We start from the raw sequence: 13,468 nt of genomic DNA, 5'->3' as shown, positions 1-13,468 counted from the left end.
GCATGCGCCGCGCACAGGCATTGCGCGACGCCCGCGGCGCGCGCAACTGGAAAATGGTCATGATCGAAAGCCCGAGTGACGCCCTCCGCACGGCCTCGACGGGCCGCACGGATATCGGCGGTGAAAAGAACGGAAAACAGCGCGTCAGGCGCGCTCGGGCGGTGCGCGCGGGTACGCGCGCGGATAGCGGTCGGCGCGCGCCGCGACGGCAGGCGGCGCGACGGCGGAGACGGAAACGACGGGAACGGAAGCGAGTGCCGCGGCGGCAGGCCCGCCGATCGCGGGACTGTGCGCGAAGAAACCGCAGTAGCCGCACGCATCGAGATGCAGCGCGTGATCGTGCATGCGGCCTGCATCGGGTGAACGATGCGCGCCATGCTCTGCACTACAGACAATTGCGTCGGGCGTGGCCGCCTGCGCGACGCGCCACTGCGACACCAGCGGCGCCGCGATCGCGAACCAGATCGCGAGCACGCCAAGCCAGGCGGTCAGGTGACGATGTCGGTGCAGCATGCGCGGCGCAGAGTAAGCGGAATGTAAAAACAGCCGAGATGTTACAGAATGTTTAACGCGCTGACCAGCGCAGATGGCGGTAAACGGACCGGGGGCGCATGGTTGTCAACACAACCATGCGCCCCCGCCTGCTGCATGCTTCCGGAACGAACGTGCCGTTCAGGGCGCCATGCGCCGCAGTACGTCGTCTCGCCGGATGAAATGATGGTAGAGCGCGGCCAGCGCGTGCAATCCGATCACGAAATAGAACGCGTTGCCGATCAGCTCGTGCGCTTCCTTGATCGTCGGCCGCAGCGCCTTGTCGGGGCCGAGCAGCGTGAACGACACGCCGAGCCAGTCGAGCGACACCGGCTTTCCGCCCAGGTTGATCGTCATGATCCCGAGCAGCGGCTGCGCGATGATGAACACGTAGAGCGCGAGATGCGCGAGCTTCGAGAGCCAGCGCAGCAGCGCCGTTTGCGGAATGGCCTCGGGTACGCGGCTGACGACTCGCCACAGCACGCGCAGCACCGACAGCACGAGCACGAGCGTGCCCGCGGTGAGGTGAACGTTCATCCAGAACACCCGGCTGTCGCTGCCTTTCGGCCCGCGGATCTCGATGGCCAGGTAGGCCAGCGCCACCAGCGCGAACACGGCCCAGTGGAAGAAGATCGCGGGCGAGCTGTAGCGCGTCTGTTTCGCGAGGATGTTTCTCATGCTTCGTCTCGTGTTGTATGCGGGGATGGGCGCATGCCGCAATCGGCTCGGCAGCCCGGCAAGGCTGCCACGATTGTAGCCGCACGTGCGTCCGGTTTTGTGCGGCGAGGTCAAATATCGGATGAATCGTCAACGCACGCGCCGCGCGGGCCGTCATATGGAAAATCCGCATCGCGCCCGTAAACGGCTGTGGCACGATGAAGCTTTGGTGTCGACGTTGCGCGCGCATCATGAGCAAGGCGTTCTTCGTTGCGGCCTATCGGCTGACCGCCGCGTTGCTCGCGGTGTCGACGACGTTGCACAGCATCGCCGGCTACTGGGGCATGCCTGCATTCGAGCTCGGCAACTTTCTCAGCTACTTCACGCAACTGAGCAGCCTCTACGCGGCCGCGATGCTCGCCGCCGGGCTCTGGCGCATCGCCCGCCCCGGCTCGGCTCGCTACGAATCGATGCGCGGCGCCGCGGTGCTGTACGTCCTGATCACCGCGATCGTCTACGAGCTCCTGCTCGCGCGGCTCGATGCGCTGCGCCACGTCACGCCGGCGTTCAACAACTGGGTGCTGCACCGGATCGTGCCGTTCGTCGTGCTGTGCGACTGGCTGTACGTGGAGCCGCGCCTGCCGATCCCGCGGCGCAGCGCGTTCGCGTGGCTCGCCTTTCCGGTCGTCTATCTCGGCTATACGCTCGTGCGCGGCGCGCTGGAGAACTGGTATCCCTACCCGTTCGTCGATCCGCGGCCGCATGGCTACCTGCCGGTCGCGATCCAGTGTTCGCTGATCGCGGTCGGCGCGGCGGCGCTCGCACTGGGCATTCGCTGGCTCGGCAATCACGCGAGACAGTCGGGCGCGGTGACGCTCGGGAAAGGATGAAGGCGGAAAACGCCGGAACGTGTGCGCCGCCCGGCGCACACGGGGTGAGGCGGGCCGTCAGCCGCCGTTGCGCGGCAGGAAGTTCATCGGATCGACGACCTTGCCGTTCTGGCGCACTTCGAACTCGAACGTCGAACGGCCGCTCGTGTCGGTGCCCATTTCGGCGACCGGCTGGCCCTGGCGCACCGCGTCGCCTTCGTTGACCAGCAGTTTGCCGTTGTGTCCATAAGCCGTGATGAGCCCGTTCTCATGCTTCAGGATCACGAGCGGGCCGTAGGCCTTGACGCCGGACCCCGCATAAACCACGCGCCCGGCCGCCGCGGCCCGCACCGAATGGTCGGGGCCGGACGCGGCGATCACGATGCCGCGCGTCCTGCCGGCCGCGAACGGCGTCGCCACGACACCGGTGGCCGGCCAGGCGAGCGAGCCCGGCTGCGCGGCCGCCGAGGGCGGCTGCCCGAGCGACGTCGCCGCAGGCGGCGGCGCGACGCGCAGCACCTGCCCGGGATACACGGCATCGGTCGGCGCCATGTGGTTCCAGCTGGCCACGTCCTGCACGCGCTGCCCGTACGCGTTCGCGACGCCCGCGAGCGTATCGCCCGGATTCACGCGGTAATAGCCGGCGATCACGCCCGGCGTCGCGGCCGACGTGGGTGCCGACTGGCGCGCCGGCTGCCAGCTGTCGGTCCACGGCGTCATCGTGCAACCCGTCAGCGCGATGGCCGCGGCAACGAGTGCCGCCTGCGGCAGCCAGCGCGTCGGCGCATCGTGGATGGGAATAGTTTCTCTCAAGGGTCCTCCCGGATTTGCGTCGTTGCGCCGCCCACCGCCCCCCGGCGCGCGACGCACGATGTCCGGCCGGACGGCCGGACCAATCAGTATCCGACCGCTCTCGCGGCCGTCAGTTTCCACAGCGGAACATCGGCGCGATGGGCTCACCGGCCCCTTTTTCGCGCCGTTCCGATCGGCAAAGATACCATTTGTGGCGGTCAAGGCCGCGACCGATGCCTGATCCGGCAACAATCTTGCGGTGCCGCAGCAGCGTGCCGGTCGCCTGCGAGCCCCGCCGGGCGGGCCTGCCGCGGATCTTCCGCAGGCCTCGCCACCCGCGCCTGCCGTATCGATCCCGTCACATTCTCCCCTTCGATCGCCACCTATACTCGGTGATGCACTGCGCGACCCAACGACAACGAGGAGCATGACAATGAACAACGCGACGTTTCTTTCCGTGCAGCTCAACGCCGACGATTTCTCCGGTTCCAGCGGCCTGGTCGAATTGCTCAACCGGCACCTGCTGTTCGCAACCGACGTCGCCGAGGCGGCCGATGCGCTCGTCCAGCTGGCGAGTGTCGCGCACATGACCGGCGCCACGCGCCACAGCGTCGAGTTGCCGGTCCTCGCGATCGAGCGGCTGCGCGACGCGCTCGACACGCTAAGCGGCTACGACGAAACGTGGCTGCAAGTGCTGGAACCGGCCGAAGCGCTGTTCCGGGATATCGGGCGCGGCAGGCGCCCGCTGCACTGAACCGACGGTCGGCGCGATACGCGCGCCACCAATGAAAACAGCCCGTCGTTCCGCTATCCGGAACGACGGGCTGTTCGTACTTCAGGGGACGGATCAGGCCGCCAACGCGGCCGCACCGACCGAACCACCATTAACGACCCTTGTAGATCGGCGCGTCGTCAGCGATGCGCTTGACTTGCCAGCCGGTCTTGGCCTTGGCCGGTGCGCCGGATTCTTGCGCGGCAGCCGGTTGTGCGCCATAGCCGGTCGTGTCGGCAGCGGCAACGTTCTGTTGCGGGTTCAGGCGGGCTTCAGCGGCCTGAATGCTTTCCGGGTAGTTCGTACGGTCGCTGCCCAGCTTGTAGCCGGCCTGCTGGACGGCGACCAGATCGGCCTTCACCTGTGCACGGGTGACGGGCGCATTCTGTTGGGCGAACGAGACGGCGGGAACGGCGAGAACGGCAGCTGCGGCGAACGTTGCGATCAGCGATTTCATGATTACCTCCGGGATTTTTTTGCTCCGCCGCACACACCATGTCTGCAGCGATGGAACAGAGTTTAGTCCCGGGAACACCTAGGGAAAACCATGAAAGAACGAAAACACTGTTTCCCCGGAGCCAACAATGTCGGCATCCGGGATAGAAAAACCCTATTCAAAGAATAGATTTTCGCAACAATGCCGCCCCCTGCCAGCCGGTCAGGACCAGTTCGCGTGGAAGCTGCCCGGCTTGTCGGTACGCTCGAACGTGTGCGCGCCGAAGAAGTCTCGCTGCGCCTGCACGAGGTTCGCCGGCAGCCGCTCGGAACGATAGCTGTCGAAGTACGCGACGGCCGACGCGAACGCCGGTACCGGCACGCCTGCCTTCACCGCGGCCACCACGACGTCGCGCAGCGACGCCTGGTAATTCGCGGCGATGTCCTTGAAGTACGGATCGAGCAGCAGGTTCGCGAGCGCCGGATCCTTCGCGTACGCGTCCGTGATCTTCTGCAGGAAGCGCGCGCGGATGATGCAGCCGGCGCGGAAGATCTTCGCGATCGTCCCGAGATCGAGGTTCCAGCCGTACTCTTCGGATGCCGTGCGCAGTTGCGCGAAGCCCTGCGCGTACGAGATCACCTTGCTCAGGTACAGCGCGCGGCGCACCGCTTCGACGAACGCGGCGCGATCGCCGTCGAACGGCGCGGCGGCCGGGCCCGACAGGATCTTGCTGGCCGCGACACGCTCGGTCTTCAGCGACGACAGCACGCGCGCGAACACCGACTCGGTGATGAGCGGCAGCGGCACGCCGAGATCCAGCGCGTTCTGGCTCGTCCACTTGCCGGTGCCCTTCTGCGCGGCGCGATCGAGGATCACGTCGACGAGGTGCTTGCCGGTCTCTTCGTCCTTCTTGCCGAAGATCTTCGACGTGATCTCGATCAGGTAGCTGTCGAGTTCGCCCTGGTTCCATTCGGTGTACACCGCGCCGAGTTCGTCGTTGGTCAGGCCCGCGACGTCCTTCAGCACCGAGTAGCTTTCGGCGATCAGCTGCATGTCGCCGTATTCGATGCCGTTGTGGACCATCTTCACGTAATGGCCCGCACCGTCCGGGCCCATGTAGGCGACGCACGGCTCGCCGTCCGACGGCGCCTTCGCGGCGATCTGCTTGAGGATCGGCTCGACGAGGTCGTACGCGTCACGCTGGCCGCCAGGCATGATCGACGGGCCGCGCAGCGCGCCCTCTTCGCCGCCCGACACGCCGGTGCCGATGAAGTGCAGGCCCGATTGCGCGAGTTCCTGATTGCGGCGGATCGTGTCGGTGAAATGCGTGTTGCCGCCGTCGATCAGCACATCGCCCTTCTCGAGCAGCGGCTTGAGCGATGCGATCGTCGCATCGGTCGCTTCGCCGGCCTTCACCATCATCAGGATCCGGCGCGGCGTTTCGAGCGACGCGACGAATTCCTCGAGCGTATAGGTCGGCACCAGGTTGCGGCCGGGGAATTCGGCGATCAGTTCGTCGGTTTTCTCGCGGCTGCGGTTGTACACAGACACCGCGTAACCGCGGCTCTCGATATTGAGTGCGAGATTGCGGCCCATCACCGCGAGCCCGATCACACCGATTGCTTGTTTGCCCATTAGTCAATTCTCCGGAAAAAACGGGGCGCGACCCGAACCGGGTCGCGCGCACAGGCGAAAGGATAGTGGAAACCCGGCGGCGATGCGCGCTTGCGTGTCACTGCTCCGCGTGCGGCAACCGCCGGAACACGACGCTCAGGTTGTTCGCCGGCATCTCGACCACCTCGATGCAGTCGAGCCCGCGATCGAGGCCGAGCGCGACGACGGTCTCGAGATCGCGCACGCCCCACGACGGGTCGCGGCTGCGCAATTGCAGGTCGAATGCCTCGTTCGACGGCGCCGTGTGCCGGCCCTCGCGGCGATACGGCCCGTACAGGAACAGCACGCCGCCCGGCCGCAGCAGGCGCGACGCGCCCGCGAACAGCGCGTCGGTGCAGGCCCAGGGCGAGATATGGATCATGTTGATGCAGACGATCGCGTCGAGCGCGTCGACCGGCCACGACGCGTCGCGCACGTCGAACGCCAGCGGCCCGGCAACGTTCGCGAGGCCCGCATGGGCAACCCACGCGGCGATCGAGCGGCGCGCCTGCGCATCGGGATCGCTCGGTTGCCAGTGCAGGCCCGGCAGCGCCTGTGCGAAGTGGACGACGTGCTGGCCCGTGCCGCTCGCGATTTCGAGCACGCGGCCGCTCGTCGGCAACACGCGGCGCAAGACGTCGAGGATCGGCCCGCGATTGCGTTCGGCTGCCGGCGCCGACAGCCGCGCGGACGGATCGGGCGAAGCGGTCGGATCGGTCACGATGCGTGCTCCGGTGCGTGGCCCGCGAGACCCAGCCGCGCGGTGAGCGCGTCGAGCGCGGGTGCGCAACGCGCCTCGACCTTCAGCGTCAGGATCGGATCGGCGCGCGTATGGCCGAGATTGAGCGCGGCGACCGGCTTGTGCTGCGCCTGCGCCCACACGCAGAAGCGGTAGCCGGAATACACCATCAGCGACGAGCCGACGACGAGCAGCGCATCGGCCGCATCGAGCGCCTGCGACGCGAGCGCCACGCGCTCGCGCGGCACGTTTTCGCCGAAGAACACGACTGCCGGCTTCAGCAGCCCGCCGCACGCGGGGCACGCCGGGATGCGGAACGTGTCGAGCGCCGCCCATTCGAGATGCGCGTCGCCGTCCGCGGCAGGCTCGGCCTGCGCGCCCAGCAGCTCGGGATTGTCGGCCTCGAGCATGACCTGGATCGTCGCGCGCGCATGATGCGCGCCGCAATCGAGACACGTGACACCGTCGATGCCGCCGTGCAGCTCGATCACGTCGCCGCTGCCCGCGCGCTGGTGCAAACCGTCGACGTTCTGCGTGACGAGACGCTCGATCCGCCCCGCGCTGCCGAGCCGCGCGAGCGCGACGTGCGACCCGTTCGGCTGCGCGCGGCCGACGACGGGCCAGCCGATCATGCTGCGCGCCCAGTAACGCCGCCGCGCGGCATCGGAGCCGAGGAATTCATGGAGCTGAATCGGCGGCGAGCGCATCCACTGGCCGTTGCGGTCGCGATAGCCGGGAATGCCGGAGTCGGTGCTGATGCCCGCGCCGGTCAGTACCAGCAGGCGCGGATGACGTTCGACGAACGTCTGTAGCGCATCGAGTGCGGCCGGATCGATGCCGGCGGTTGAGGGGTCGTGCAGGGCTGTGTCGTTCATGTTGGCAACGCGTGATCGGGTGCGCCGGCAAGCCGTGCGCCCGCACGGGCAGCCAGGCACGCCAGCACATGATACAGAACGCCGCGCGATCGGGCCGATGGCCCGCGTCGCAAACCGGCGCACAAAAAAAGACGCCCATCCGCCACTCGGCGATGGGCGCTTCAACAATTGATCCATCGGGGTAGTGGATCAACTGACAGCACAATTTCGCGGCGCCCGCCATGCCGCGGCCGGCGAACGCTTCCCCTGGACTGCATGTATTCCGCGGTGCCGGACACATCGATGCGCTGCCGGCTTTCCGGTGCGACACGGTGCGTTCCGGTTCGGGCCCGTCGCGCCGACGCGATACGCGGCGCACGAACACCTGCGCCGCGCGACGACTCGCGTTGCGCGCGCCAGCATGACGATCCGGGTTCCGGGCCGGGCCATCCACGGATATTCGAAGTTCGTCCCCGACGGCCGACCGGCACCAGTCGGCCTCGTGCGTCACACCTGCACGTCGTCGTTCAGAACAAACCCGATTGCTCGGATGGAACGGAAAGCCGCGCGCTCACGTCGCCTCGATCAACGGCGAAGCGAATACCCAGGCAGGTCGGCGATTCATGTTTGCAACACGGCATGTTGCGATTCGGTCTGTTTTCATTCTCTTGTCCCCGTCTCCGATACGTCCGACCCACTGAAGCGATCGCCGGACCGACTGCGTCCGCGACCGCGCTCACGGCACGTACAGATATGCAAGGAGCGCACCATGCTTCATGCCGCAAGGCCGCGCGGGCCGAAGCGGGGCCATCGCGGCGAATCGCGCACCGGCAAGCAGCGCGAACGTTTCGAAACTGAAACGCGTACCGGATCGGCGACCGTCGGCCGGGCATGCCGCGATGTCGTCATGCCGCGCCGGGACGGTCCGCGCCGATGCCGCGTCGTTGCATCCGCGCGCGATTGCCGACCGGCTTACAATCGCCCCACAGTGCCGCATACGCACGAACGGACGCGCGGGCCCGCCCCGGCCTGCTTCGCGCAACTCGCCGCCACCTGACGGGAGCCACCGGCCCGACCTATGCCTGACACACACGACTGGCTGGAAATCGACTACCGGACGCTGTTCCGGCTGCATCCGGATCGCCGGATCGAACGCGAGAACGATCCCGACTGCTCGCCCGGGCCCCGCTTCTGGCTCGGCAGAGGCGCAAAACGCAACCTGGCGGGCGTACGCGCCGACGTGCCCGTTCCTGTCGCAGAAAAACTGGCGCGCCTGGCCGACAGCGAAACGCCGTCGGCGGACTGCACCCAGCCCGCGCATCTCGAACGCTATCTGTCGCTGCTCGCCCCCGTTCCGCACTGGAACATCGGCCTCGTCTACGCGCTGCCGCACGCACTCGGCTTCGACACCGACGCACACGTCGAACTGATCGACGGCGACAGCGACGCGGGCCGGCATCTGCTGCACGCACTGTCGACGCGCGGGATGCCCGAAGGCCTGTTCTCGATGGGGTTTCAAGGCGCCGCCGATCTGTGGGCGCCGTGGTGCGCGGCCGTCGTCGACGGAGAAGTCGCCTCGGTCGCATTCGCCGCGCGGCTATCCGAAGTCGGTGCCGAACTCGGTCTCGCGACGGCCCCTGCATTCCGGGGGCGCGGCCTCGCGGCGGCCGTGACCGCCGCGTGGTCGCGGCTGCCGTCGCTTCGAACCCGCACGCTGTTCTACAGCACCGCCAGCGACAACCGCGCGTCACAACGCGTGGCGTCACGCCTCGGCCTCACGCTGCGCGGTACGACGCTGCGGGTGGCATAGCGCCGGGGCCTGCGCGACACCTCAACGAAAGGCCTCGATGACCTTCACGCGGCGTTCGGTTTCGCCGACGAAGCAACTGTCAACCTCCACGAGCCCGAGCGTACCGCCTGCATCGGGCTGCCGCGATTCGGCGCAGGCAGCATCCCGCGCCTTGAGCCAGCGGCGCTCGTCGTCGCGCAACCTCGCCTTGCCCTGTGCATCCAGGCTCGCCATCTTCGTCTTGTAGACGGCATTCAACCGTCGGTCGGCCTCGTCGTATTTCAGCCGCAGGCAATTGCGGATGTCGGCCGTGTAGCCCGTTTCCTCGGCGGTCTTGCAGATAGCGGTACGCTGCGCATCGTCAGCGCGCGCGCCGGACGCAACCGTGAAAAGCATCGCGCTCGCCGCCAGACCGATCACCGCGTGTTGAAGCGCATTCATCCGGATTCGCTGTTCTCGATGATTGAAGGCACCGATTATGCCCGGCCCGCTGCCCGCATGGCTCCCGTTGCCTCGACGTCACCGGTCAAGCCCGATCGGGCGCTGCGCATGCCGTGCCGCGCAGCCGGCGCGCAAACACGCTAGCATTCGGACACGCAACGTCGCGCGCCCGCTTTGCCCCGCCTCCAAGGACCCGACATGACCACGCCCGCCCCTGCCCGTCCCGACGTCGCGCATCGCGTCTTTTCGGCCGGGCAGCTGTCGATCGGCCTCACGTTGCCGCTGCTTCGCACCGGCCATGTCGTCGCCGACTTCGACGAGCAACTAGAACTCGCGGCGCTGGCCGACATGCTCGGCTTTCGCGCGCTGTGGATTCGCGACGTGCCGCTGAACAGCGCCGACTATCCCGACCCGGTCGGCCACCTCGACCCGTGGGTCCTGCTCGGCGCACTGGCGTCACGCACGCGCCGGATTGCACTCGCCAGCGGCGCGATCGTGCTGCCGTTGCGCCATCCGCTGCATATCGCGAAAGGCGCGCTGTCGGTCGCGACGCTGTCGGGCGGACGCTTCATCCTCGGGCTCGGCTCCGGCGACCGGCCGCCCGAATATGCGGCGTTCGGCGTCGACGCGGAAACGCGCCGCGACCGGTACCGCGCGCACTGGGACGTCGTCGCGGCCGCGCTCGGCGTGCCATCGCGCGTGCTGCCCGACGAAGCGCCGCCCGATGCGCCCGACTTCACGCTGCTGCCTCGCGGCGCCGACGCGGTGCCGATGCTGGCGGTCGGCTCGGGCGGTCAAAGCGTCGACTGGATCGCGCGTCACTCGATCGGCTGGATGACGTACCACCGCGATCCGGACACGCAGCGCGCACGGTATTCGATGTGGCGCGCGGCGGTTGAAAGGCTCGCGTCGCCGGCCTTTCGCGCGTTCGGCGTGTCGATGCGACTCGACCTCGTCGAGGATCCCGATGCGCCGGCTACCGCATTGCCGCTCGGTTATGCAACCGGACGCCGCGCATTGATCGACATCCTGCGGAACATGCGCGCGGCAGGCACGCATCACGTCACGCTGAATCCGGGCTCGGACCGGCCCGTGCGCGACGTCATCGAAGAAATCGCGGAACACGTCCTGCCGGTTTTTCACGACGGGGAAGCGTGATTTGGCAGGATTCCGGATGAATTCGGCGCGATGCGCGCGGCGCTCGCCGTTGCCCGCAAGCGGGCATTACGCGAGCCTTACACACCGGCAATCGAGTCGCCTCCCCCCCCTGCGTCAGCCACATGACCGCGGAAACGCGCCGCAAACGGCCGCGCCGCGTCGTGCATGCCCGATTCGAATGATCGTCGACGGAACTATTCGGTTCCGGGCGCGATCATGTTAACTTCCCGTCCATCGTTCAGCCCGGCGGGCCGCGCGCCGATGCGCGCCCGCATGCCCACTCCATGCGACATATCCTCCTCGGCTGGCTGCTTGCCGCCGTCGTCACGGCCGCTCACGCGGCCGCTCCCGCCCCGGCCGCCGCGTCGGCCGCTTCCGGCACCGCGCCGGCGCTGACGCCGCAACAGGCTCAGCAGGCACTCAACGTGCTCGAAAATCCCCGCGATCGCGCGCAGGTCGAAACGACGCTGCGTGCGATCGCGGCCGTCGGCGCGCTGAGCGCACCCGCGGTCGTTGCCAGCGATGCGGCGGCGGCCAGCGGCGCATCGGCGGCCGCGGCCCCGGGCGCGCTCACGTCGAACGGGCTCGCGTCGATGCTCGTCCGGCAGGGATCGCGCTGGGCCACCGAAATCGGCGGCGCGCTGAAGGAGTCGCTGCGCTCGCTGCTCGATGTCGGCTCGGTCGGAAGCTGGTGGCACGACAGGCTGGTGCGAGCCGACGAGCGCGCGGATCTCGCGCACGCGTTCTGGATTATCGTCGCCGTGCTCGTGCCCGCGCTCTTCGTCGAATGGTTGGCAAAGCGGTTGTTGCGACGCGCGCTGGCCGCAGTGGCCGCACGGCGTGCCGACACGTCGCCCCGCACCGCGCCGGACTCCACCTCGCCCGATGACGACGACGCGCCGCCGGACACCCTCGCCAAACCCGACGCCGCCGATCCCGCCGATGCCCCTGACACCGCCCCCGCATCGTCACAAGGCCGAGGCCACGCGCGCCGCCACACCACGCTGCTGCACCGGATGCCGCGCGCGCTCGTCAGCCTCGCGTTGCGGGCCGTGCCGCTGCTCGTGTTCGTCGGTGTCGCGAGCCTGACGATGTCGGCGATCGGAGAGACGGGCACCCCGATCGAATCCGCGCTCGAAGCGCTGATCGACATCTACGTGATCTGCCGGCTCGTCACGATCGTCAGCCGGCTGTTCTTCCAGCCCGATGCGCGGCAATTGCGGTTGCTGCACATCAGCGATGCGTGGGCCGATTTCGCGCAACGTTCGATCGCGCGGATCGTGATCGTGGTCGGCGCCTGCACGGCCGCTGTCGAGATCGCCGCGAGCTTCGGGCTAAGCGAGGCCGGTCATGTCGCCCTGCTGAAAGCCGTCGCGCTCGTCGGGCACCTGATGGTATCGGCGCTGATCCTGCGGAGCCGCCAGCCGGTCGCCGCGCGGATCCGCGCGGCCGGCGACGACCGTGCGTCCTTCGAGATGGTCGCGAATGCGCTCGCGGACGCGTGGGCCCCCGTGTCGGTATTCATCGTGATGGCGCTGTGGTTCGTGTGGGCGCTCGACGTCCACAACGGCTATCGCGTGCTGATCACGCTCGGCGGCCGCTCGATCGCCGTGATGATCGGCATGCGGATGGTCTCGATCGTCGTGTTCGGCGCGCTCGCGCGGCTGTTCCAGGGCCGCGACGAAGACCGCACGCTCGTCCACCTGCACGCGTACCGCTACTACCCGCTGCTGCGCCAGATCGTGTCGGGCGCGATCGGCATCGTGACCGTCGTGTTGCTGCTGCAGATCTGGGGGGTACCGATCTTCCGCGCGTTCGAAACCGGCACCATCGGCCACCGGCTCGCGTCGGCGCTGGTGACGATCGCGATCGCAGCCATCGTCGCGCTCCTCGTGTGGGAAGCCGCGAACATCGCGATCGAGCGCCGCCTGCAGCGGTGGACGCGCGAAGGCAATCTCGTGCGCGCGGCGCGACTGCGCACGTTGCTGCCGATGTTGCGCTCGCTGCTGTTCGTGATGATCGCGCTCGTCGTCGTGCTGACGGGCCTCAGCCAGCTCGGCGTGAACGTCGGCCCGCTGCTTGCCGGCGCGAGCATCTTCGGTGTCGCGCTCGGCTTCGGCTCGCAGAAGCTCGTGCAGGATTTCATCACCGGGATCTTCCTGCTGATGGAAAACGCGATGCAGGTCGGCGACTGGGTCACGCTCGCGGGCGTGTCGGGTACGGTCGAGTACCTGTCGATCCGCACCGTGCGGCTGCGCGCGGGCGACGGGTCGCTGTACACGATCCCGTTCAGCTCGGTGACGACCGTCAACAACACGAACCGTGGGCTCGGCAACGCCGCTGTCAAGATCAGTATTGCCTACGGCGAGGATATCGATCGCGCGATCGCGACGCTGAAGGAAATCGGCGCGGCGTTGCGCGACGATCCGAAATACCGCGACGGCATCCTGTCGGACTTCAGCTACTGGGGGATCGACCAGGTCGACGGCGCGGCACTCGCGCTGTCCGGACAGATGCAATGCACGGACGCGACGCGCTGGAGCGTGCAGCGTGAATTCAACCGGCGGATCGCGGAGACGTTCCGCGAACGCGGCATCCGGATCGCCGATCCGCAGCGCAGCGTCGTCGCCTATGCGGACGGATCGCGGCCTGTCGTCGAAGGCGAAATCGGCGGCAATGGCGGCGACGGTGGCAACAACGGCAACGACCATGCTGCAGAACCGGCGGCCCGGCCGCCGTCGCCCGCCGAACCGGAGCGCAAGCCGGGTTGACCGGCC

General features: G+C 68.0%; 14 protein-coding genes. 6 read left to right on the top strand and 8 right to left on the bottom strand.

Going from position 1 to position 13,468, the window contains the following annotated elements:
• Positions 1 to 144: 144 nt before the first annotated feature.
• Both ABY44_RS25450 and ABY44_RS25445 read right to left on the bottom strand, forming a co-directional pair.
• Positions 145 to 513: a DUF2946 domain-containing protein gene (locus tag ABY44_RS25450; protein WP_060083424.1), complete on the bottom strand. Its 369-nt coding sequence runs from the start codon at positions 511 to 513 to the stop codon at positions 145 to 147.
• Positions 514 to 672: 159 nt separating this feature from the next.
• On the bottom strand, positions 673 to 1,209 hold the full coding sequence (locus ABY44_RS25445; RefSeq protein WP_060083423.1) for a cytochrome b: 537 nt from the start codon (positions 1,207 to 1,209) through the stop codon (positions 673 to 675).
• 230 nt (positions 1,210 to 1,439) lie between these two features.
• Here ABY44_RS25445 and ABY44_RS25440 point away from each other — a divergent pair, with 230 nt between their 5' ends.
• Positions 1,440 to 2,078, top strand: a complete 639-nt coding sequence (locus ABY44_RS25440) for a Pr6Pr family membrane protein (RefSeq protein ID WP_060173145.1) — start codon at positions 1,440 to 1,442, stop codon at positions 2,076 to 2,078.
• A 57-nt stretch (positions 2,079 to 2,135) separates the two neighbouring features.
• On the opposite strand, the gene ABY44_RS25435 is transcribed toward ABY44_RS25440, so the two are convergent.
• Entirely contained in the window at positions 2,136 to 2,870 is a 735-nt protein-coding gene (locus ABY44_RS25435; protein ID WP_060083422.1) for a peptidoglycan DD-metalloendopeptidase family protein, read from the bottom strand.
• Positions 2,871 to 3,282: 412 nt separating this feature from the next.
• Here ABY44_RS25435 and ABY44_RS25430 point away from each other — a divergent pair, with 412 nt between their 5' ends.
• Positions 3,283 to 3,603: a hypothetical protein gene (locus ABY44_RS25430; RefSeq protein ID WP_021160881.1), complete on the top strand. Its 321-nt coding sequence runs from the start codon at positions 3,283 to 3,285 to the stop codon at positions 3,601 to 3,603.
• Positions 3,604 to 3,733: 130 nt separating this feature from the next.
• Here the strand turns inward: ABY44_RS25430 and ABY44_RS25425 are convergent, their stop codons facing one another.
• The 4 genes from ABY44_RS25425 to ABY44_RS25410 all read right to left on the bottom strand — a co-directional run bounded on the left by ABY44_RS25425 (position 3,734) and on the right by ABY44_RS25410 (position 7,324).
• On the bottom strand, positions 3,734 to 4,078 hold the full coding sequence (locus tag ABY44_RS25425) for a DUF4148 domain-containing protein (RefSeq protein ID WP_021160880.1): 345 nt from the start codon (positions 4,076 to 4,078) through the stop codon (positions 3,734 to 3,736).
• 201 nt (positions 4,079 to 4,279) lie between these two features.
• A complete protein-coding gene (gene gndA / locus ABY44_RS25420; RefSeq protein ID WP_021160879.1) occupies positions 4,280 to 5,692 on the bottom strand; it encodes an NADP-dependent phosphogluconate dehydrogenase in 1,413 nt (470 codons plus the stop codon).
• Between the two features lie 97 nt (positions 5,693 to 5,789).
• Entirely contained in the window at positions 5,790 to 6,431 is a 642-nt protein-coding gene (locus ABY44_RS25415) for a DUF938 domain-containing protein (protein WP_060173143.1), read from the bottom strand.
• A complete protein-coding gene (locus tag ABY44_RS25410) occupies positions 6,428 to 7,324 on the bottom strand; it encodes an NAD-dependent protein deacetylase (protein WP_027791096.1) in 897 nt (298 codons plus the stop codon). The genes ABY44_RS25415 and ABY44_RS25410 overlap by 4 nt, the downstream gene beginning before the upstream one ends.
• Before the next feature lie 1,057 nt (positions 7,325 to 8,381).
• On the opposite strand from ABY44_RS25410, the gene ABY44_RS25405 reads away from it, so the two are divergent.
• On the top strand, positions 8,382 to 9,113 hold the full coding sequence (locus tag ABY44_RS25405; RefSeq protein ID WP_060173141.1) for a GNAT family N-acetyltransferase: 732 nt from the start codon (positions 8,382 to 8,384) through the stop codon (positions 9,111 to 9,113).
• 21 nt (positions 9,114 to 9,134) lie between these two features.
• Here the strand turns inward: ABY44_RS25405 and ABY44_RS25400 are convergent, their stop codons facing one another.
• A complete protein-coding gene (locus ABY44_RS25400) occupies positions 9,135 to 9,512 on the bottom strand; it encodes a lysozyme inhibitor LprI family protein (RefSeq protein WP_185735964.1) in 378 nt (125 codons plus the stop codon).
• Positions 9,513 to 9,515: 3 nt separating this feature from the next.
• Here ABY44_RS25400 and ABY44_RS25395 point away from each other — a divergent pair, with 3 nt between their 5' ends.
• From ABY44_RS25395 to ABY44_RS25385, 3 genes are all read left to right on the top strand, one after another.
• Positions 9,516 to 9,677 (top strand): hypothetical protein, encoded by a 162-nt coding sequence (locus ABY44_RS25395; protein WP_196487979.1) that lies wholly within the window; start codon positions 9,516 to 9,518, stop codon positions 9,675 to 9,677.
• A gap of 54 nt (positions 9,678 to 9,731) precedes the next feature.
• Positions 9,732 to 10,691 (top strand): LLM class oxidoreductase, encoded by a 960-nt coding sequence (locus tag ABY44_RS25390; protein WP_060173140.1) that lies wholly within the window; start codon positions 9,732 to 9,734, stop codon positions 10,689 to 10,691.
• A 284-nt stretch (positions 10,692 to 10,975) separates the two neighbouring features.
• Positions 10,976 to 13,462, top strand: a complete 2,487-nt coding sequence (locus ABY44_RS25385; protein ID WP_060173139.1) for a mechanosensitive ion channel family protein — start codon at positions 10,976 to 10,978, stop codon at positions 13,460 to 13,462.
• Positions 13,463 to 13,468: the final 6 nt, after the last annotated feature.

The organism is Burkholderia sp. ZZQ-2, assembly GCF_050768715.1.
Lineage (GTDB): Bacteria > Pseudomonadota > Gammaproteobacteria > Burkholderiales > Burkholderiaceae > Burkholderia > Burkholderia cepacia.
This window is presented reverse-complemented; position numbering and strand designations above follow the sequence as displayed.

What these genes read in the sequence shown, in the direction of transcription:
- ABY44_RS25450 (WP_060083424.1), bottom strand. Translation starts at nt 513, where the DNA reads ATGCTGCACCGACATCGTCACCTGACCGCCTGGCTTGGCGTGCTCGCG.
- ABY44_RS25445 (WP_060083423.1), bottom strand. Translation starts at nt 1,209, where the DNA reads ATGAGAAACATCCTCGCGAAACAGACGCGCTACAGCTCGCCCGCGATC.
- ABY44_RS25440 (WP_060173145.1), top strand. Translation starts at nt 1,440, where the DNA reads ATGAGCAAGGCGTTCTTCGTTGCGGCCTATCGGCTGACCGCCGCGTTG.
- ABY44_RS25430 (WP_021160881.1), top strand. Translation starts at nt 3,283, where the DNA reads ATGAACAACGCGACGTTTCTTTCCGTGCAGCTCAACGCCGACGATTTC.
- ABY44_RS25425 (WP_021160880.1), bottom strand. Translation starts at nt 4,078, where the DNA reads ATGAAATCGCTGATCGCAACGTTCGCCGCAGCTGCCGTTCTCGCCGTT.
- gndA (WP_021160879.1), bottom strand. Translation starts at nt 5,692, where the DNA reads ATGGGCAAACAAGCAATCGGTGTGATCGGGCTCGCGGTGATGGGCCGC.
- ABY44_RS25410 (WP_027791096.1), bottom strand. Translation starts at nt 7,324, where the DNA reads ATGAACGACACAGCCCTGCACGACCCCTCAACCGCCGGCATCGATCCG.
- ABY44_RS25405 (WP_060173141.1), top strand. Translation starts at nt 8,382, where the DNA reads ATGCCTGACACACACGACTGGCTGGAAATCGACTACCGGACGCTGTTC.
- ABY44_RS25390 (WP_060173140.1), top strand. Translation starts at nt 9,732, where the DNA reads ATGACCACGCCCGCCCCTGCCCGTCCCGACGTCGCGCATCGCGTCTTT.
- ABY44_RS25385 (WP_060173139.1), top strand. Translation starts at nt 10,976, where the DNA reads ATGCGACATATCCTCCTCGGCTGGCTGCTTGCCGCCGTCGTCACGGCC.